The organism is Methylophilus sp. Leaf416, from assembly GCF_001424665.1.
In the GTDB taxonomy this organism is placed as follows: Bacteria; Pseudomonadota; Gammaproteobacteria; order Burkholderiales; family Methylophilaceae; genus Methylophilus.
On the sequence record NZ_LMQS01000004.1, the window covers coordinates 261,949 to 281,518 of the forward strand.

The window sequence follows — 19,570 nt, forward strand, 5'->3', positions numbered from 1 at the left end:
CAAAAAAAGTTGGAATAGCTTTACAAGGCATCACGATTCCAAAGAATGTTTCGGAGCGGCACAGTCACCTCAAAAGTGCGATAGCGATATCGCTGCCAATCGGTAATGTGACTCAAATTGACATTGGCCGGCGTAGCGTCATTGGTCCAGATGCACACTCTACTAATGCCGACGGCATTACCGTTACAAGCCTGGCTGACTATATTTCTTTGTATCCCGCCATCCCTGGCGACGACCGCGATACGTATTGCCCGTATTCGGTTTCTGTCCATTAAATCCATCGCTGGGCCAAAAGTACCGGTCGCATCTGTCCATTGATCAACCAGGTTGAGAAAACGCGATCCGGTAGGCGAAGCTGCCCACACAGGATCAGGATGAGGCGTATTGGTTACGCCATACTGCGCTTGCAAGGAGACAATATCACTGACCATCGGAATTGCAGCACTATTCGGAAAAGGATTGGTACCTGGCGTTCCACCCGTCCTGGTAAGTTCCTGATTGGGATTCACAGTGTACTCATACTGGTTCCAAACTCCCAGACAAGAAAACCGCACCCATTCTGCTCCATTCAAATTAGTCACAGGGCGATCCGTAGGTGTGGTATCGATCTCAGTCAATGTATTAATCACTCGGTCAGCATTCAGTCGCTGGATACGGGCCAGGCTGCAATTAGGATTGTCTTGCGTCTGGTGGAATAACACCACATCCCCTTCCTGGCAACCAAGCAAAGGGCCATCCAGCGTCGGCGAGGCCAGGTTACCAACCGCACGCACAGAGGCACCTCCACTGGGTGGATTCCCATAGCGGATGCGGACAATATCCTGTCCGGCACCGCCGTCCACGATAATGATAGGTGATAGATTAACCACTACCCCGCCCTGGTTAATGGAAGTGTTGATAGGGCACAGCAACGGTGACGGGTCTTGGCTATTGTATAAAGGCAGTCCATATCCGGCATTTTGTGCGTCGCGCTGCAAAAAATATAGCGCCAGCACTCCGCTGGACTGCGCATCAGAACCACTGGAAATCATGCGCTTACGCGCTTCAAAACCACTGAACAGATTACCGATCGCCAAAGTCGCAACCAGCCCGATCAGTATGCCGACCAGCAGTTCAACCAGACTCATCCCGGTTTGCCTGGCAAGAGACCTGTGCTGCACAGTGTGTATGTAAGAACCTGTTTTCATTCAGACGTTACATCAAACAAGTAACTGGAAGCATTGACCTGATGTTGCCTGCCGCCCGGCACTTGCCAGCCGACCGTCACAGTGATCATGCTATTTGTAATAGCAGAAAAAGTGAGTGTGCCATTCGGCAATTGTGTCCTGATCCTGGCTCGGTCCACTTGTGCGACGTAGGTGGCGGCATCGCCACCAAAGGCCATCATATTTGCCAGATGTGTCTGTGCAATCAACTGCGCCTCTGCACGGTAGCGGTTATCGCTGCTGTTTTTCTGCATGGCGCCTTGCAGTCCCACCAGGGACAATACACCCATACTGAAAATGACCACGGCAACCAGAGATTCAATCAATACAGAACCATATTGCCGAGATAACAGCTTCGGCATACTTTTTTTGTGAGGACGACTTAACATCTGCGTGTATCTCCCACTGCAGTCACAGCAGGATCACAGACTCTGGCGTGGCCACCCGCTGCCAATATGATCCGCAAAGCCCTTAGCTCATCCTGATCTACCTGATTATTCGATACGTCCACGCGCGAAAGTCCGTTGGCAACAGCAGGGTCGCGCGCGCCAAATCCTGTAAAAACAACGGATGGATTGTCGGCAACGATTGTGATATTTGCAGAAGAACCCTCGGAAGCGCTTTTCTGGCTGATAATAGCCGGACATGCAACAGAGGCCATGTCCGCTGGCATTACCTGGTTAACGCAGCCCAATTGCCATGCCCCATTGGCCTGAAGTGTAAATCTGATCCTGGTATTACGCTTGATCGCTTCCACTCTCGCCTGCTGCAACCCATTTTTGATCGACTCAGTCACCGTGCGGATCTGGGAGTTACCTATAGATGCCTGAAATGCGGGGATGGCGAATACCGAGACCGTCATCAGCACGACGACAGTCACTACCAGTTCTATCAATGAAAAGCCTTGTTGCTGCATGCCTAACAGCTACCAGAAGAACTGGTTAACCAGCAGGAAGCACCTGTCGCACCATCATATCTTGAGGTTTTGAAGTTGTCCTGATTGACTGTGAATTCAAAATTACCCATATTCTGGGCAGCCCGCCCTGTTGCGCGCAAGGTATAGGTGTTGGCTGTTTGATCATCAATGAAATAATCAAAAAATCGGGCATCCTGCGGATTACAGGTAAATCCTACATAAGTGAGGTTATCCTGAAAAAACTGCTCTGCCAGCACGCGGCAATTGGCAAGGTTAGCAGGGGCCTCTACCGCATTGCCACTCCTGATATAGTCCTGGTAACCAGGCACAGCAATACTGGCCAAGATACCCATGATGGCGACCACTATCATGATTTCAATCAGACTGAACCCGTGTTGAATTGCATTGCGCATCATACTGAGACCTCTTTTACGATGTGCTTATCATGCAAACTGCGCCGGCACATGTAAAGTGCTGGCTGACAGATGGCAGCATCCGGCAGACAAACGGTCAGGCATCCCGCCATCAGGCACTTGCGGTTTAGTGCTAAAATGCTGGTCTGTTTAAACCGGACTATGGATTATGCTTTCCTTCTGGACGCGATTTTTAGCGCTTGGCCTGTTGCTGGCACAATTAAGCGCTTGTGGGCTCAAAGGTGATTTATATATCCCCGAGCGCCAGTACCCTCAACCTCAACAACAGACAACTCCTGCCAAGTGACTGCCTTTAATACCCAGAATGGCCTGCTACATGCCGAAAATGTAGCGCTGCGCGATATAGCCGAACACCACCAGACACCGACTTACGTCTATTCCAAAAACGCCTTGACGCAAACTTTTGAGCGTTTCCAGGCCGGCTTGCTCGGTCATGACCACCTCATCTGTTTTGCGGTGAAGGCCAATCCCAGCTTGGCTATCCTGAACCTGTTTGCGCGCATGGGCGCCGGGTTCGACATTGTCTCCGGTGGTGAACTGGCACGTGTCATTGCCGCAGGCGGCGATGCTAAGAAAGTGGTGTTTTCCGGCGTGGGCAAATCACATAGTGAAATCCGTTCCGCGCTGGAAGCCGGTATTCTTTGCTTTAATGTGGAGTCTATCAATGAACTGCACCGTATACAGCAAGTGGCTGCAGAACTGGGCAAAATCGCGCCGATTTCATTGCGCGTGAACCCGAATGTGGATGCCAAAACCCACCCTTATATTTCCACCGGCCTGAAGAACAACAAATTCGGGGTGGCATTTGAAGATGCTTTGAACCTGTATCAACAAGCTGCGGAGAAGCCAAATATCGCTGTGCATGGCGTGGATTGCCATATTGGTTCGCAGATCACTGAATTATCACCTTTCCTGGATGCACTGGATAAAGTGCTAGGTCTTGTGGATGCATTGGCTGAACGTAATATCCATATCCAGCATATTGATGTGGGCGGCGGTGTGGGCATTACTTATAGCGACGAAACCCCTCCCGAGTTTGCCACTTACACTGCAGCCATCATGCAAAAACTGGCAGGCCGTGGCGTGAAAGTGTTATTCGAGCCTGGTCGCGCACTGGTGGGTAACGCAGGTGTATTACTCACCAAGGTTGAGTACTTAAAACCAGGCGAGAGCAAGAATTTTGCGATCGTCGATGCCGCCATGAACGACTTGATGAGACCCGCTTTGTATGATGCGTACCATCACATCACGACAATTGCGGCTTCTTCAGCGCCAGCTCAGACTTATGAGGTGGTGGGCCCGGTATGTGAGAGTGGCGACTTTTTAGGCCATGACCGCACACTGGCGATTGCAGAAGGCGACTATCTGGCGATTCACTCCGCCGGCGCTTATGGCATGAGCATGTCCAGTAATTACAATACACGTGCGCGTGCGGCGGAAGTGCTGGTAGATGGTGACCAGGTACATGTCATTCGCGAACGTGAGCAGATCGCGGACTTATTCAAACTGGAACGTACTTTGCCATAACAACGCATATGCAGTAGCCATAAACAAAAAAACCGAAGCTTGAGACTTCGGTTTTTTATTGGATATTAATTTACGACTGGACTATGCAGATTTCGCCGCTTAGCCATTCAGGATAGGGTTTAGTCGAAAATTACTGTTTTGTTCGCATATAGCAAAATGCGGTGTTCAATATGCCAGCGCACGGCTTTCGAAAGCACAATACGCTCCAGGTCACGACCTTTCTGGATCAGATCTTCCACCTGGTCGCGGTGCGATATCCGCGCCAGATCCTGCTCAATAATCGGCCCTTCATCCAGCACTTCGGTGACGTAATGGCTGGTGGCACCTATCAGCTTCACGCCACGCTCAAACGCGCGGTGGTAAGGACGCGCACCAATAAATGCCGGCAGAAATGAGTGGTGGATATTGATAATTTTTTGCGGATAACGTGCCACAAATTCTGGCGACAGGATTTGCATGTAACGCGCCAGCACAATCAGATCTATCTGGTACTGATCGAACAAGGCAAATTGTTGCGCTTCAATATCCGCCTTGGTTTCCTTGGTCATCGGCAGATAATGGAAATCAATGCCATAAAAAGCCGCCAGCTTTTCAGTATCGCGATGGTTACTGATAATCAGTGGGATATCGCAAGCCAGCTCGCCGCTATGGTGTCTATGCAACAAATCCGCCAGGCAATGGTCGTATTGCGAAACCATGATCGCCATGCGTGTTTTTTGCTCGGAAAGCTTCAATTGCCAGGTCATCGCAAAACGCTGCGCAACCGGGGTAAAGGCTTGCTCAAAATCTGCCACCGCAACATTGAAATTGCTCAGGTCCCACTCCACCCGCATTAAAAACAGATTATTTTCCGCATCCTGATGCTGGTCTGCGTGTAAAATATTGGCATTGTGCTCATACAAAAATTGCGCAATCGCCGCCACAATCCCTTTGGTATCTGGGCAGGTAATCAGCAAGGTAGCAGTGTTTTTCATAACATTTAGCAGTTAACTGGCAACAAAACGCCGATTATACCTGATGCCGCCAGCCCTTGTGACACGCTGTGCAAATGCGGCAACCACCTTTACGGAATTGATTTATGCAAACAAATGATACACCGAATATTGTCCTGGCTAATCCGCGCGGATTCTGCGCCGGGGTAGACCGTGCCATCATCATCGTCGAACAGGCGCTGGAAAAATTCGGTGCGCCCATTTATGTCCGCAATGAAGTCGTCCATAACAAATTCGTGGTCGGCCAGCTGCGTGACAAGGGCGCAATTTTTGTCGATGAACTGGAAAAAATTCCGGCAGGCAATATTGTGATTTTCAGTGCGCATGGTGTTTCGAAAGCGGTTCGCGCAGAGGCAGAGTCCCGTGGCTTAACTGCTTTTGATGCGACTTGCCCTTTAGTGACCAAGGTACACATTGAAGTCGCCAAGATGCGCAAAGATGGTCTTGAGATCATTATGATCGGCCATAAAGGCCACCCGGAAGTCGAAGGCACCATGGGTCAATCTGAGGCTGGTGGTATGTACCTGGTAGAGACACCGGAGGACGTCGCCGCCCTGCAAGTCACTGATGCAGAAAAACTGGCGTATGTGACGCAAACGACGCTATCGGTAGACGATGCCACACAAGTAATCAATGCGCTTAAAACCCGCTTTCCTAGTATTAAAGCGCCTAAAAGCGACGACATTTGCTACGCCACACAAAACCGCCAGGATGCAGTAAAAATCATGGCGAAAGATTGCGACTTGGTCATCATTGTCGGCTCGCCAAACAGCTCCAATTCCAACCGCCTGCGCGAAGTGGCTAAAAACCAGGGCGTGGAAGCCTATATGGTTGACAACGCCACACTGCTGAACCCGGAGTGGTTAAAAGGCAAGAAGAAAGTAGGCATCTCTGCCGGTGCGTCAGCACCTGAAGTGCTGGTGCAGGAAGTCATACAAGCTTTGCATGCGATGGGTGCTGCACAGGTGGAAGAACTACAAGGCGTGGTTGAAAATGTCGTCTTTCAACTACCTAAAAATCTGGTGAATGCAGAAAAGCGTCCTCAAAACAGCGCTTAAGTTGAAACAGCATTTAAAGATTATTTAACCTCAAATTCTTAACCTATTTTCAAAAGCGCTAGCCGACAATCATCCAATTCGAACAGTTGAGCGCATACTCTCAATAAGCAAAAAAAACCCAAGCGCTAGGCTTGGGCTCAAGCAATATCCTCGGGAAAGGATAATCGGGAAAACAATTGCTCGTTGTTGTTATTCAACATCACGACAACATTTACCACTTTGGAGATGACCACTACTAATGAAGATATGCAAAATTAGTAGTACATCTACAGTAGAGCATCAAATATGCCAACCTTACCATCACTGTAAGGCATTGATTAAAAATGAAAAATTATTTCATTGGCAATGATCGAAGATATAAATGGTTGCTTTAAACCACCAATTCGGTTTTAAAAAGCCAATTATAGATTTGTAAACTTAGCGCCTGCGCTCATCTGTAAACATAGGGAATAACAGCGGCAGCAGCAGCAAAGTGAAGAGCGTAGCGGTAATCAAGCCACCAACAATCACCACGGCGAAAGGCCTTTGCGTTTCTGAGCCTATGCCATGTGATAACGCCGCTGGCATCAACCCTATGCCCGCCATCAACGCAGTCATCAAAATCGGGCGCAACCGAGCTACGGCGCCTTCAATCACTGCTTCACTGGCGAGTCTACCTTCACGCATCAGGTGCTTCATCTGCTCAACCATAATCACGCCATTTTGCACGGATATCCCTGCGAGGGCGATGAAGCCTACCGCAGCAGATACAGAAAGATGCAGGCCCGCCACCGCCAGGCCAGCCAAGCCACCCACCAGCGCGAACGGAATCATCAACAAGACCAGCAACGCATTTTTGACCGATTTAAATGCCCAAAATAGCAGGATAAAAATCAACAGCACCGATAACGGCACAATCACCATCAGGCGCTTCATCGCCCGTTGCTGGTTTTCAAATTGCCCACCCCAGGTCATGGTGTAGCCTGGAGGCAGTTTGACTTTATCCTGCACGACTTGCATCGCCTCTTTAACGAAGCTGCCCTGATCGCGGTCCGTGATATTGGCCTTGATTGACACTATCCGTGACCCTGCTTCGCGGCTGACGCGCGACGCACCCTGCTTGATGGTCACCTCGGCCACTTCACTGAGCGGAATGCTGCCAGCCCCATTCGGCAAGGCAATCGGCAACTCGTCAATATCATCGACCGAATCTCGGTAAGAGCGCTCCAGCCGCAACGTTACATCAAAGTGCCGGTCACCATCATAAAAAGTGTTTGCCGCATTGCCTGCCAGCGCGGTCTGCACCGTATTATTAACATCATCCACCAGTAGGCCATAGCGGGCCAGCTGACTACGATTGAGTGTGATATCCAGCTCGGAGTTACCGGAAATTCTCACCGCCGCCACATCAGTTGCGCCACGCACACTATTGATAGCATCCACGACTTCTCCCGCTTTTTGCTCAAGGATAGTCAGGTCACGGCCAAAAATCTTGACCGCAATTTCACCTTTAACGCCCGATAAAGCTTCTTCAACACTATCCTGGATCACCTGGGAAAAATTGGTCGGCACACCTGGAATTTCATGAATACGCCGCGAAATATCCTTGATCAGGCTCTCTTTATCAGCGAAATGCCATTCACTATGCGGCTTCAGATCAGCCAGGATTTCCATATGATAGGGTCCTTTGGGATCGGTTCCATCATCCGGCCGCCCGACATGGGCGACCACCAGCCTGACTTCCTGATAACTATTCAGAATCTTCCTGATATGGCGTTCAATTTCCTTGGTTTTCTCGAGACTGGCAGATGGCGGCAAATCAACCGTCAGCCAGATGTTGCCTTCATCAAGTTTGGGTAAAAACTCAGAACCCAGCATCGGCGCACACAACATCGCCAGTACTAATACCGCTACTGAAACCAGCACCACCAGCTTTCTGGCTTGGGCACTTTTGAGAAGTACTTTGCGATAAGCATCCTGGATACTTTGCATCCAGGCGCTGTGTTTTTCCGCCATATCCTCACGCTTCATGGTGTATGAAAGCAAGGCCGGCACCAGCGTCAGTGTGAGCAGAATCGCCCCCAGTAACGCAAAACTAAGGGTAAAGGCCATGGGTGAAAAGATCTTGCCTTCTACGCGCTGGAAAGTAAAAATCGGCAGGAACGCGGTGATGATAATGGCTTTGGAAAACAATATCGGATGGCCCATATCAATCGCGGTATTTTTCAATGTTTGCATACGCCAGGCGATGCCGGCATGGGCCGGATTTTTGTCGGTTTCCGCCATCGCCAGCCGCACCATCAACGCTTCGACCAATACCACCGCACTATCGATGATAATCCCGAAATCCACTGCGCCCAGCGAGATCAGGTTGGCAGACACGCCACGCAGATCCATCACAATAAACGCAAATAATAATGACAGCGGGATCACCGAAGCGACGATCAAAGCCGCGCGCCAGTTGCGCAGGAAAATAATCAGGATGGCGACCACCAGCAAAGCGCCGACAATCAAGTTTTCAGAAACGGTATGTACGGTGTGGTCTACCAGGCCGGTGCGGTCATAGAATGGCACAATCTTCACACCAGGCGGCAGTGTTTGATTGACCTGCTCCACTTTCTCACGCAATGCCTGAATGACCTTGGCAGCATTCTGGCCTTTGGTCATCAGTATAATGCCTTCAATAATGTCATCCTGCTGGTTGAATGACACGATGCCAGAGCGAGGGCGGTCACCAATGGTCACTTCGCCCAGATCACCAATCAGGATAGGTTTGCCATCCCGCGTATCTACTACCGATTGCGCAATGTCATCCACATTGCGGTACAAACCGATGCCGCGCACCACCAGCGACTCATCACCCCTGTGCATCAGCCCGCCACCGGCATTGCTGCTGTTATGGCTAATCGCCTGGTTGATCTGGTCAATACTGACCGCGAATTTTTTAAGTAAATGCGGGTCCAGCTTGATCTGGTACTCCTTCACCGCGCCACCGAAACTGGTGATATCCGCCACACCTGGCACCATGCGCAACTGGGGGATGATTTTCCAGTCCTGTATCGCGCGCACCTCGCGTTGCGGCATATCCTTTGGCGCCTCTACCAGGTAACGATAAATTTCACCTACCGCAGTGGTTAATGGTGCCAGCGTTGGCTGCAAATCATTGGGCAAGCTGACGCCCTGCAAGCGCTCCAGCACTTGCTGCCTGGCAAAATAATCTGCAGTATTTTCGGCAAACGTCAGCGTGACCACAGATAAACCGGTAATGGAAACAGAGCGGATCTGGGTCAACCCAGGCACGCCGCTCATGCCATGTTCAATCGGCAATGAGACCACTCGCTCAACCTCTTCCGGCGCCATGCCGGGTGACTGCGTCACGATGATGACGTGCACATCTTCTACATCCGGGAAAGATTCAATCGGCAGATTCTGTACCGCAAACCAACCGAAAACCATCAGAACCACAGCGCCAATCAGCAAAAAAACGCGCTGTTGTAACGAGAAAGTGATTAACCCTTTTAACATGTTTGGCTTTCGATGATCCGGCGCATGGCAGACCGGTTATGTGTGATTATTTATTAACCGATAAATCTGAATTCAGCAAAATCGCACCGCCGGTGACAACACGCTCACCCGCTTTGAGTCCCTGCTTGACGGTGGCATATTCTCTGCGCTGCACATCCAGTGTGACTACCCGTTTTCTGAAATGTAGCGGCCGCTCTTCCACAAACACATAGCTATACAAACCTTCGGTAATCAGGGCGCTGTTAGGCAGGCGAATGACTTTGTGCTGGCTGTTGTCCAACGGCGTGATACGCGCATACATCTCGGGCTTGAGCTTGCCTTTGCTCTCAATCACGCAGCGAACAGGAATGCGTCGCGTGGTAGTATCCACCATCACGCCTATGGTTTTTACCTCGCCGCTAAACACTTCATCGGGATAGGCATCTACTTGCACGCTGACTTTTTGCCCCTGCGTAATGCGGCTTAAATCTCGCTCCGGCAGATCAATGCTGGCCCACAAATTAGTTGGGTCTGTGACAATAAACAAAGGGTCGGCAGCATCTGGCCTGATTTCACTGCCAGGGTTAATTTTGCGATCTACCACCGTGCCGCTGATAGGCGAGCGCAAAGAGTAAGTATCGTTAGCCGAGGTCGTTACACCCAAATTCTTGAGGCGGGCTGAGGCGCGGGCCGTTTCAGCACGCGCCAGCGAAAAGTCAGCTTGTGAGGTCTCCACTTCTTTTTTGGCAAGCACGCCGCCTTCCATCAACATGCGGTTGCGCTCCAGCACCTGCTGCTTGAGTTGCAAATCAACCTGGGCTTTACGGGCATCCGCCACCGCACCACCGACATCAGGTGAATCCATGACCAGTAGTGCCTGGCCCGCTTTCACCTGGTCACCCACTTGCGCCTTGATTGCCATCGCCCGGCCAGCCACTGGTGAGAAAATCCGTGCTGTACGGTTTTCATCCAGCATAATTTTGCCATTGAGAGGTTCTGTCACCGGCACCGGGATTTCTGTCACCGCTTCTACTTTCAAACTGGCGACCTGCGGCGAGCCGGCAGTCAGCACGATTTCGTTCGCCATGCGTGGTGCAGTCGTATTTTTCTCTGCTGCATGTAGCGGATGCATAGAGCACCACAGCCCGGCCAGTAAAATGAGCCAGCCTGATAACTTCATGGCATGCGTATTGGGGATGAAGGCTAAGCGCATTTGATCAATGGTCTTTTTCATAATTAGGGTGTATTAAAAACTTGATGGGTGGCCGCCCGCCAGGCAAAAAGAGACTTGGCGTAATCGGCTCTCACACTGGCGGACTCCAGTTGCAGCGCACGTAAAATCCGTCTGGCATCCAACAGGTCCATCACGCTCATGGCACCATGCTTGTAGGCAAATTCGGCGGCATCAGATGCTTTTTGCGCCTCCGTTAAAATACTCATGTCAAAGCGACGGTTTTTATCGATGGCCGCCTCCAGGTCAGCTTTCGCACTACGCATTTCAGCCAGCGCAGCCGCTCTCACCTGCTCTTTGGCATCGGTGGCAGAGTTGTAGTCAACCTCAGCCCGGGCAGCTTCACCTTCATAATTGTAATTTGTGAATAAAGGAATACTGACCGTTGCACCCACTGTATCAGGTCCGGAACCTGGTTCCTGACCTGGAAAATGCTGGTAAGCAAGCGACCAGGTCAGATCCCTGGTTTTCAAAGATTCCGCCAGTTTTCGCGCATCTTGTGCCTGTTGCATACGCACCTCAGCCGCCCTGATATCTGAACGCTCCGTCAACCAGGTTTCGCCTTCTTGCACTGCGGATTCTTCACCTGGCAAAGGCCATGGGTCAGCGACAAATAGCGAAGCGGCATCATGGTCTTTACCAATCAGGTACGCCAGCTGCGCCTGCGCTTTTTGTAAAGTGGCTTGCGCCTGTCGCATATCATTTTTTGCGCGCAAGGCATCCACACGGATACGCGCCACATCGGCTGAAGCGACATCCCCCGCTTTCAGGCGAAACTCGGCCGCCTCTAAGGTTTTGTCATATAAATCAACATTCATCTGCTGGATTTGCAAGGTTTCTTGTGCCAGCTTGAGATCGTAGTAAGCAGTGACCATCGCCAAGCCCTGTCGGCGATAAGTCTCTTTTAAATCAAATTCGGAAGCTTTAACGGCACTTTCAGCAACGGAAGTCCGTAACTCGCGTTTGTTGCCGCGCTCGTATAACTGGCTGACCTGAAGCGTGGAGTTGTAGGTTTTGTCCCATAAACCATTATTGCCATTTTGGTTCATATTCCCCTGGCCACGGTTGAGGTTGAGGCTGGAAACGCCGACTGACAAGACCGGGTTAGGACGTTGCCCGGCAATCAGTGTATCTGCCTCTGCAGATTGTACCGAACGCTTGGCGGCCAGCAGCTCGCGGCTGTACCCGGCGAACAACTGCTCAGCTTGTGGAAGTGTTAAATGATCGAGCGGGATATTTTGCAAATCGGGCAGTGCTGCATTCTCTGCATGCAGTGATGGCATCCAAACCGCTAACAATACACAGCAAACAAACCCTGATTGACGCCACCACATTGAAGATTCCCTTTATGCCCGCCGTTATTTTGCAATCATAATACCGCGTATCACTTACGACAATCTTTCAAAAAAGTGTTGTTTGCCATGGCAATGATGACGACAGCAACCGTAGACAATAGCGCCCTGTTTCAGGGACAATGCCCGGATGACCCAGCCTTACAAAACCCCGGTTTCTGCCCTGATTTTGATACACACCCCTGATCTGCAAGTATTACTACTGGAACGCGCGGACAAAGCCGGTTATTGGCAATCAGTCACAGGCAGTATTGAAGGCAATGAAACGCCAAGGGAAGCGGCGATCCGCGAAGTGAAAGAGGAAACCGGGCTGGATGCGCTGGCCTATGATTTCCAGGACTGGCAGGCCAGCAATATTTACGAGATTTACCCGCACTGGCGACATCGCTATGCGCCCGGCGTGATTGAAAATACCGAACATTTATTTGGCTTGTGTTTACCCGCAGCATTGCCGGTCACGCTTGCGCCGGATGAGCATACACACTATGAATGGGTAAACTGGCGCGACGCTGCCAAAAAAGTATTTAGCTGGACCAACGTAGACGCCTTGAAAAAACTGGGTGAGCGCCACCATCTAGTGTTATGAATACCTTATATGATAAGGATTTATCTGATTCGGATTTATCCGATTGGGATAAATCATGATCGGCTGTAAAATACCATTTTTATGAAAGCCGGGCCGATATCTGGAAAAGCATGCAAACTGCCACCATCCAATTTGAGAAATTCCAAACTGCGCAAGACGACGACTGTCAGGCGCGCATCCTGGCTGCGCGAAAAAAACTGGGCAAGCGCCTGGTGATTTTAGGGCACCATTACCAGCATGAAAGCGTATACCGCCATGCCGATTTCTCAGGTGACTCACTAAAACTCTCCAAATATTGTGACAGCCTGGACGCTGAATTTATTGTGTTCCTGGGTGTGCACTTTATGGCCGAAGTGGCGGATATTCTGAGCCGTCCTGAACAAATTGTAGTATTACCTGATCTGGCGGCCGGTTGCTCAATGGCGGATATGGCCAATTTAGCCAAAGTGGAACGCAGCTATCGCGAGCTGAGCAAAGTGCTTAACTTTGATGAAACCATCACACCGGTGACCTACATTAATTCCGCCGCTGACCTGAAAGCGTTTTGTGGCGAGCATGGCGGCATTGTCTGTACCAGCACCAACGCACCAAAAATACTGGAATGGGGTTTCAGCCAACGCGAAAAAATCCTGTTCTTCCCTGACCAGCATCTGGGTCGCTGGAGCGGCTACAAAATGGGCATCCCACTGGAACAAATGCCGGTGTGGGATCCAGACTTGCCGATGGGTGGTTTAACTGAACAGCAAATCAAAGATGCGAAAATCCTGTTGTGGAAAGGTCACTGCTCAGTGCACCAGATGTTCCGCAAACAGAACATCGACCAGTTCCGCGCCCAGCATCCGGATGGAAAAGTGATTTCCCACCCGGAGACCGCTTTTGAAGTATGTATCAACTCTGACTATGTCGGTTCTACCGAATATATCCTGCGCACCGTCAGCGAGGCTGAACCAGGCACTAAATGGCTGGTCGGCACCGAGCTGAACCTGGTCACCCGCCTAGCAGAAGAAATGAAACCCCAAAACAAGCTGGTGCAGTTTATGAGTCATGTGGTGTGTGAGTGCTCCACCATGGCCCGTATCGACCCGCAGCATCTGGCCTGGTGTCTGGAAAACCTTGCAGAAGGCAATGTCGTTAACCAGATCAAAGTACCAGAGCATGAAGCCAAACTGGCTAAGTTGTCATTGGACAGAATGCTGGCGGTCTCCTGATGGCAAACTGTGCGCTTTGCGAACCAACTTCACAAGATGTGTTATGGCAGGATGACTTTTGCCGGGTAGTGCTGCTGAATGATGCTGATTATCCAGCTTACTGTCGTGTGGAATTATTAGCACATGTCAAGGAAATGACTGATCTGCCTCCCGCAGACCGTGCTCGCACCATGAGAGTGGTGTTTGGGGTAGAAGCGGCCCTGCGGGAAACCATGCAGCCAGATAAAATCAATCTAGCCAGTTTGGGTAATAAAACACCGCATATGCATTGGCATGTGATTCCTCGTTTCGAGAGTGACAAGCACTTTCCGAATAGCCACTGGGGAGAGGCAGTAAGGGACTCCCAAGTACAGCCGCTGAGCAAGGCAGTGAGGGATCAGTTGCAAAGAGTGGTGGCGGAGCGGGTGGAATGCGCGCTTGAGAGTTAAGCATTAGTTATTAGTAAATGCCTTTCTTTTTCGTAGTGCTCAGGCTAGAAAGCTTTTGTCTGATGCAGTATTCTTTTTCGCCTCTAGGCGACCCTCTTTCTTATGCTTGTCCATAAGAAAGAAGGCAAAGAACAAGACACCCTAGCTTCCGCTTATATCCTGCGTTGCTCGTCAAAATAAGCGGTCGCGAAACTCGCCCTGACAAGCCACACACTTCGTGGCTTGTTGCGGAGCTCAAACAGTCGCTCGCTTCCTCCTTATTTTGATTGCGCTACTCGGCGCGTCAGATAGGGGCCCGTTTAAAACCACCACGACGAGACTTCAGTTAACTGCACTGGATTGAGGGCACTCAGTAATTGAGTAACCTAAGAACAACCCGCCAACTATCTTTCTGCTTTGTTTTTGATTTGGTTTTTTTCGCTGGTCGAGCGGGATACGATGTGAGAAAGACTCACCTAAATAACCGCGTAATGCTTTTCCAGGGTCCCCTATCTGACGCGCCGAGTAGCGCAGTCAGCATGGGAGTCTTCGGCCAGCGTCTGTTCGAGTTCCGCAACAAGCCACGAAGTGTGTGGCTTGTCAGGGCGAGTTTCGTTGGCCGCCCACGCTGATGAGCAACGCAGGATAAAAGCGGAAGCTAGGGTGCCCTTTCTTTTGGTTATTTATTCTTTGGGCAAGCAAAGAAAAGTAACTCGCCTAAAGGCGAAAAGGAACGATTAAGTACCCGAAGAAAAACTAATTAGACCTTCAAACTAGTGCGACATTATTCCCTACTGCAACAAGCTTAGCATTAACCTTGCCTGGATTCTGGCCTACGCCAGAATGACGCACTGATGGAGTGGCTGAACACGTAGCGCATCAGACAGCAGTTGGGAAACTGCTCACTTTCCTCAAGCCTCAACACAAATGCCACAACTAGCTATGTCTCCTCACCAATCTGCCCACTCCCCGCAACCACCCCAACAAATCATCCACATAGGTATACAACACCGGAATCACCAGCAGACTCAACACCGTTGAAGTAATCAACCCGCCTATCACCGTAATCGCCATTGGCGCACGGAAACTCGGATCTGCACTCCACCCAAGTGCAATCGGCATCATGCCAGCCGCCATCGCAATCGTCGTCATCACAATCGGCCGTGCCCGTTTATGGCAGCCATCAATAATTGCATCAAAGCGGCTGACTTTGGATTGCTTGCGCGCCATGATGGTGTATTCCACCAACAGAATAGAGTTTTTAGTTACCACCCCCATTAGCATTAGCAAGCCAATCACGCTAGGCATTGAGAAGCTGTTATGCGTTACCAGCAGTGCAAAGAAAGCACCACCCAGCGATAGCGGTAATGCACCGAGGATGGTGACCGGTTGCAGGAAATCGCCAAACAGCAATACCAGCACCACATAAATGCACATAATGCCGATAATCATCGCACCACCAAAACTGGCAAACAACTCATTCATACGCTTGGCATCGCCAGCCTCAAGCTGTTTCACACTAGGGGGCAAGTTTTGCATGGCAGATAATTGCTGTACCTCTTTCATGACTTCACCAATCTGGCGCTTATTCAACTCAATATCAAAAGTCACATTGCGCATGCGGTCCATGCGATCTATTTGCTGAGGACCACTTCCCATACGCACGGTGGCGACGGTTTCCAAACTCACGCTGCCATTTCTGGCGGGGACGCGTAACTGTGCGATTTCCTGCAGGCTGCTACGTACGCTAGGTCCCAGGCGCACGCGGATTGGCACCTGGCGTTGCGGCAAATTGAGCTTGGGCATGCTGTTGGAGAAGTCCCCAGAAGTGGCCACGCGGATTACTTGCGCAATCGCTTCTACCGTCACGCCCAGCTCAGCCGCTTTATCTACGTCCGGGATAATCTGGACTTCCGGCCGTTGCAGACTGGCGCTGGACGTGATATTGCCCAGACCGTTAATGCTGCGCAGCTGATGCGCCACTTGCTGACTGGCGCTTAATAATGCCACCGGGTCATCACTGGCCAGCGTCACCTGCAAGCGTTCGCCGGTTTCGCCGGAACCTACCGAAATGCGTGCACCTGGCAGGCTTTTCAAACGCTCACGCAAGTCCGCTTCAATTTCGGATTGTTTTTGTTTACGGTCGCTACGTTCCGTCAGGCTGATGATCAGGCTGCCTTTGCGCACATCGGTAGTATTTTCAGCCGCGTGTGGCCCGCCGCCGCCAGTACTGGCTGCGCCCGCAGCACTGAATACGGCTTTCACTTCCGGATGCTGCCTCACAATTCGTTCAGCCTCATCGACCAGGCGCCGGGTTTGCGATAGCGGCGTGCCTGGCTGCAACTCGATATTGATTTTGGTCTGGCTGCTGTCCGAAGAAGGCACAAAGCCTTTGGGCAGTAAGGGCATCAGGCTCATGGAACCAATGATAAACAGCACAAAACCTAACACCACCGTTTTCCGGTGACCCAGACACCAGGTTACCCAGCGCAGATATATGCGCATGGTGGTTGAAGTTTGCTCTTCTTTGACCAGATGTGGTTTGAGCAGGTAGGCCGACATCATGGGTGTAAGCAAGCGCGCCACAATCAGTGAGCAGGTAATGGCAATCGCGGCAGTGATGCCGAACTGTTTGAAGAACTTGCCGGGAATCCCGCTCATGAATGCCGTCGGCAGGAAAATCGCTACCAGCGTAAAGGTGGTGGCAATCACGGCAAACCCGATTTCGTCAGCAGCTTCCATCGCGGCCTGGTAAGGAGTTTTGCCCATGCGCAAATGACGGACAATATTCTCGATTTCCACGATCGCGTCATCCACCAGTATCCCGACTACCAGCGCCAGCGCCAGCAAGGTCAGCAGGTTGAGCGAGAAGCCGAAATATTGCATAAAGGCAAAAGTCGGGATCATGGATAACGGCAATGCCACGGAAGCGATGATGGTCGCGCGCCAGTCACGCAGGAACCACCACACCACCAGCACGGCCAGTAATGCACCTTCATACAATAGCTGCATGGAACCGTTGTAATTATCTTCCACCGGTTTAACCATATTAAACGCTTCAATAATCTTGACCTGCGGATGCAGTTGCCTGAATTTATCCAGCGCTTCACGCACGTGCTTCGCCACCGTGACTTCACTGGTACCTTTGCTGCGCGTGATTTCAAAGCGGACCACTTCCTTGCCATCGTAGCTGGCATAAGTGCTGCGCTCGGCGTAAGTATCCAGCACCTCTGCCACCTGTGACAGTTTGATATGGCGGGCATCACTGATAGGGATATCCAGGTTGCGTACTTCATCGGCACTATGCAATGCGCCCAGCGTTCGTACCGACTGGATATTGTCACCAATATCGCCACGTCCACCTGAAGCATCCTGCTGCACGCGCTTGAGTTGTGCCGACACATCGCTGACATTGACGCCCAGGCCTGACATCAGTGTTGGCTCCAGGTTGACCTGCACTTCGCGGTCTACGCCGCCGGTACGGCTGATCTTGCCGACACCGGTCACTGACAGCATGGCTTTGCTGATCTCGTTATCGACAAACCACGACAACTCACCTTCGTCCATATTATCGGCCGAGACGACATAGCTAAGTATGGCGCTACCGGTGGTGGTGAGCTTGGAAACTGTCGGGGTAGTGACTGCGGCCGGTAACTCTGAGCGCGCACTATCAACTGCATTGCGGACCAGGTTGAGCGCTTCTTCACTATTGGTATCAATGGTGAATTGCACGCTGATGCTGACACCACCGTCGGTGATGACGCTGGACATATGTTCAATGCCACCGATAGTCGCGATCTTGTCTTCAAGCTTGCGCGCAACCTCTGTTTCCAGCTGCGGTGGCGCTGCGCCTTCCAGCGTCGCGCTCACCATAATCACCGGTAGTTCAATATCAGGGAAGTTTTGTTTGCCTAACTGGTTAAGTGACCTGACACCTAAAAAGGTCAGCACTACAAACAGCAGGATTGCCGGAACCGGATTACGGATCGACCAGGCCGAAAAATTCATGCTTAAGCTCCGGCCTTGGCGATAGTCACCACTTTTACAGTGTCGCCATCATTCAGGAAAGCGCCGCCGCTGAGCACCAGTTTTTCTGCGGCATCTACACCACTCAATACTTCAATCTGCTCACCCAGCGTGCGGCCGGTTTTTACCTTGCGTTGCGTGATTCTACTCATGCCATCCGCATTCGCATTACCCAATACAAACACATAGGCAAAACCATCGCGGTATGTCACTGCACTTAAAGGGATCGCCAGGCCTTGTTGCTGGCCGATATCGATTTTTCCTTGCACGTACATCCCAGGCTTGGCGCTATTTTTAGGGATATCGACATACACCAGCGCATTACGCGTATTGTTATCCACCACCGGCGAAATCAGGCGCACCTTGCCGGCCACGGTTTTGCCACCGGGCAGGTTAAGCGTGACGGTCTGCCCGGTATGCAACGCGGCTTGCTGGTCAGCATTGACTTCGCCGCGCCATTCGATACGATTCTGGCGGATCAGCTTGAACAATTCGGTACCGGCAGAAACGACATTACCCAGATTGGCGGACCGTTCAGAAACCACGCCATCATCCGGCGCCACCACTTTAGTCTGGCGAATACGAATACGCTGGTTTTCCAGTTCTGCTTCAGATAATGCCAGATTGGCTTTGGCAGTTTGCAGGGCAATCACATACTCATTAATTTTCTGGGCAGACAATGCGCCACTGTCTTTAATTTCATTGGCGCGGTCGGCATTACTTTTAGCTTCCGCCAGTGCTGCCTTATCTTTTTCTACTGTGGCGAGTTGTTTCTGTAAATCTGCTTTTACGGTTTCATCCGCCAGCAGTACCAGCGGTTGACCCTTGCTGACCTGCGCACCCACATCGACTAACACCTGTTGAATACGCAAACCGGCTATTTCGGCACTCACCAGCGCCTCTTGCCAGGGGTAAATACTGCCATTCAACACCAGCGTCATCGGCCATTGCACTGCCGCCGGGCGGGTCGCCTCTACACTTAATGTTGCTTTGCTTAATCCGTTAGCGCCGTCTTTTGTAGCACGATTGCCTCGTTTTTCCGCCAGTTCAGCCTTATGTGATGGATGCTGGAAAAACCATACACTTATGCCCACCAGCAATGCGGCGATGACCAGAAATATTCCTTTTTTTGAGCGTCTAGCCAT

The 19,570-nt window shown here is 51.1% G+C and carries 16 protein-coding genes; 6 read left to right on the forward strand and 10 right to left on the reverse strand.

Annotation, left to right across the window (positions count from 1 at the left end; all coding sequences use genetic code 11):
• Positions 1-20: 20 nt before the first annotated feature.
• Genes ASG34_RS10995 through ASG34_RS11010 form a run of 4 tightly spaced genes read right to left on the reverse strand, consistent with a single transcriptional unit; the run spans position 21 to position 2,537 of the window.
• Positions 21-1,187, reverse strand: a complete 1,167-nt coding sequence (locus ASG34_RS10995; protein WP_055830457.1) for a PilW family protein — start codon at positions 1,185-1,187, stop codon at positions 21-23.
• Entirely contained in the window at positions 1,184-1,567 is a 384-nt protein-coding gene (locus ASG34_RS11000) for a type IV pilus modification PilV family protein (RefSeq protein WP_088178528.1), read from the reverse strand. Before ASG34_RS11000 ends, ASG34_RS10995 begins: the two co-directional genes overlap by 4 nt.
• 20 nt (positions 1,568-1,587) lie before the next feature.
• A complete protein-coding gene (locus ASG34_RS11005) occupies positions 1,588-2,121 on the reverse strand; it encodes a GspH/FimT family pseudopilin (RefSeq protein ID WP_055830460.1) in 534 nt (177 codons plus the stop codon).
• 2 nt (positions 2,122-2,123) lie between these two features.
• Positions 2,124-2,537 carry a type IV pilin protein gene (locus tag ASG34_RS11010; RefSeq protein ID WP_156376483.1) on the reverse strand — a complete coding sequence of 138 codons (414 nt, stop codon included), beginning with the start codon at positions 2,535-2,537 and terminating at the stop codon, positions 2,124-2,126.
• Between the two features lie 166 nt (positions 2,538-2,703).
• On the opposite strand from ASG34_RS11010, the gene lptM reads away from it, so the two are divergent.
• Positions 2,704-2,841, forward strand: coding sequence for an LPS translocon maturation chaperone LptM (gene lptM, locus ASG34_RS14175; RefSeq protein WP_235559782.1), 138 nt, complete (start codon positions 2,704-2,706; stop codon positions 2,839-2,841).
• Positions 2,838-4,082, forward strand: a complete 1,245-nt coding sequence (lysA, locus tag ASG34_RS11015) for a diaminopimelate decarboxylase (protein ID WP_055830462.1) — start codon at positions 2,838-2,840, stop codon at positions 4,080-4,082. Before lptM ends, lysA begins: the two co-directional genes overlap by 4 nt.
• 119 nt (positions 4,083-4,201) lie before the next feature.
• Here lysA and purU read toward each other — a convergent pair whose 3' ends face one another.
• Positions 4,202-5,056, reverse strand: coding sequence for a formyltetrahydrofolate deformylase (purU, locus tag ASG34_RS11020; RefSeq protein WP_055830464.1), 855 nt, complete (start codon positions 5,054-5,056; stop codon positions 4,202-4,204).
• Between the two features lie 104 nt (positions 5,057-5,160).
• Here purU and ispH point away from each other — a divergent pair, with 104 nt between their 5' ends.
• Positions 5,161-6,132, forward strand: coding sequence for a 4-hydroxy-3-methylbut-2-enyl diphosphate reductase (gene ispH / locus ASG34_RS11025; protein ID WP_055830466.1), 972 nt, complete (start codon positions 5,161-5,163; stop codon positions 6,130-6,132).
• Between the two features lie 417 nt (positions 6,133-6,549).
• On the opposite strand, the gene ASG34_RS11030 is transcribed toward ispH, so the two are convergent.
• From ASG34_RS11030 to ASG34_RS11040, 3 genes are read right to left on the reverse strand one after another with little or no spacing between them, the layout of a single operon-like run.
• A complete protein-coding gene (locus ASG34_RS11030; protein ID WP_055830468.1) occupies positions 6,550-9,636 on the reverse strand; it encodes an efflux RND transporter permease subunit in 3,087 nt (1,028 codons plus the stop codon).
• Positions 9,637-9,682: 46 nt separating this feature from the next.
• Positions 9,683-10,849 (reverse strand): efflux RND transporter periplasmic adaptor subunit, encoded by a 1,167-nt coding sequence (locus ASG34_RS11035; RefSeq protein ID WP_235559783.1) that lies wholly within the window; start codon positions 10,847-10,849, stop codon positions 9,683-9,685.
• Positions 10,850-10,851: 2 nt separating this feature from the next.
• Complete coding sequence (locus ASG34_RS11040) at positions 10,852-12,180, reverse strand: TolC family protein (RefSeq protein ID WP_055830470.1); 1,329 nt, start codon at positions 12,178-12,180, stop codon at positions 10,852-10,854.
• Positions 12,181-12,328: 148 nt separating this feature from the next.
• Between ASG34_RS11040 and nudB the strand changes: the two genes are divergently transcribed.
• From nudB to ASG34_RS11055, 3 genes are all read left to right on the forward strand, one after another.
• Complete coding sequence (gene nudB / locus ASG34_RS11045; RefSeq protein WP_055830472.1) at positions 12,329-12,784, forward strand: dihydroneopterin triphosphate diphosphatase; 456 nt, start codon at positions 12,329-12,331, stop codon at positions 12,782-12,784.
• A 110-nt stretch (positions 12,785-12,894) separates the two neighbouring features.
• On the forward strand, positions 12,895-13,992 hold the full coding sequence (gene nadA, locus ASG34_RS11050) for a quinolinate synthase NadA (protein WP_055830473.1): 1,098 nt from the start codon (positions 12,895-12,897) through the stop codon (positions 13,990-13,992).
• Positions 13,992-14,420 (forward strand): HIT family protein, encoded by a 429-nt coding sequence (locus ASG34_RS11055; RefSeq protein WP_055830475.1) that lies wholly within the window; start codon positions 13,992-13,994, stop codon positions 14,418-14,420. The genes nadA and ASG34_RS11055 overlap by 1 nt, the downstream gene beginning before the upstream one ends.
• A 915-nt stretch (positions 14,421-15,335) precedes the next feature.
• Here ASG34_RS11055 and ASG34_RS11060 read toward each other — a convergent pair.
• Both ASG34_RS11060 and ASG34_RS11065 read right to left on the reverse strand, forming a co-directional pair.
• Positions 15,336-18,407: an efflux RND transporter permease subunit gene (locus ASG34_RS11060; RefSeq protein WP_055830477.1), complete on the reverse strand. Its 3,072-nt coding sequence runs from the start codon at positions 18,405-18,407 to the stop codon at positions 15,336-15,338.
• Between the two features lie 2 nt (positions 18,408-18,409).
• Complete coding sequence (locus ASG34_RS11065) at positions 18,410-19,570, reverse strand: efflux RND transporter periplasmic adaptor subunit (protein WP_055830479.1); 1,161 nt, start codon at positions 19,568-19,570, stop codon at positions 18,410-18,412.

Bases quoted from the DNA above. Each gene is read 5' to 3' on its own strand.
- ASG34_RS10995 (WP_055830457.1), bottom strand. From the start codon at position 1,187: ATGAAAACAGGTTCTTACATACACACTGTGCAGCACAGGTCTCTTGCC.
- ASG34_RS11000 (WP_088178528.1), bottom strand. From the start codon at position 1,567: ATGCCGAAGCTGTTATCTCGGCAATATGGTTCTGTATTGATTGAATCT.
- ASG34_RS11005 (WP_055830460.1), bottom strand. From the start codon at position 2,121: ATGCAGCAACAAGGCTTTTCATTGATAGAACTGGTAGTGACTGTCGTC.
- ASG34_RS11010 (WP_156376483.1), bottom strand. From the start codon at position 2,537: ATGATGCGCAATGCAATTCAACACGGGTTCAGTCTGATTGAAATCATG.
- lptM (WP_235559782.1), top strand. From the start codon at position 2,704: ATGCTTTCCTTCTGGACGCGATTTTTAGCGCTTGGCCTGTTGCTGGCA.
- purU (WP_055830464.1), bottom strand. From the start codon at position 5,056: ATGAAAAACACTGCTACCTTGCTGATTACCTGCCCAGATACCAAAGGG.
- ispH (WP_055830466.1), top strand. From the start codon at position 5,161: ATGCAAACAAATGATACACCGAATATTGTCCTGGCTAATCCGCGCGGA.
- ASG34_RS11030 (WP_055830468.1), bottom strand. From the start codon at position 9,636: ATGTTAAAAGGGTTAATCACTTTCTCGTTACAACAGCGCGTTTTTTTG.
- ASG34_RS11035 (WP_235559783.1), bottom strand. From the start codon at position 10,849: ATGAAAAAGACCATTGATCAAATGCGCTTAGCCTTCATCCCCAATACG.
- ASG34_RS11040 (WP_055830470.1), bottom strand. From the start codon at position 12,180: ATGTGGTGGCGTCAATCAGGGTTTGTTTGCTGTGTATTGTTAGCGGTT.
- nudB (WP_055830472.1), top strand. From the start codon at position 12,329: ATGACCCAGCCTTACAAAACCCCGGTTTCTGCCCTGATTTTGATACAC.
- nadA (WP_055830473.1), top strand. From the start codon at position 12,895: ATGCAAACTGCCACCATCCAATTTGAGAAATTCCAAACTGCGCAAGAC.
- ASG34_RS11055 (WP_055830475.1), top strand. From the start codon at position 13,992: ATGGCAAACTGTGCGCTTTGCGAACCAACTTCACAAGATGTGTTATGG.
- ASG34_RS11060 (WP_055830477.1), bottom strand. From the start codon at position 18,407: ATGAATTTTTCGGCCTGGTCGATCCGTAATCCGGTTCCGGCAATCCTG.
- ASG34_RS11065 (WP_055830479.1), bottom strand. From the start codon at position 19,570: ATGGCTAGACGCTCAAAAAAAGGAATATTTCTGGTCATCGCCGCATTG.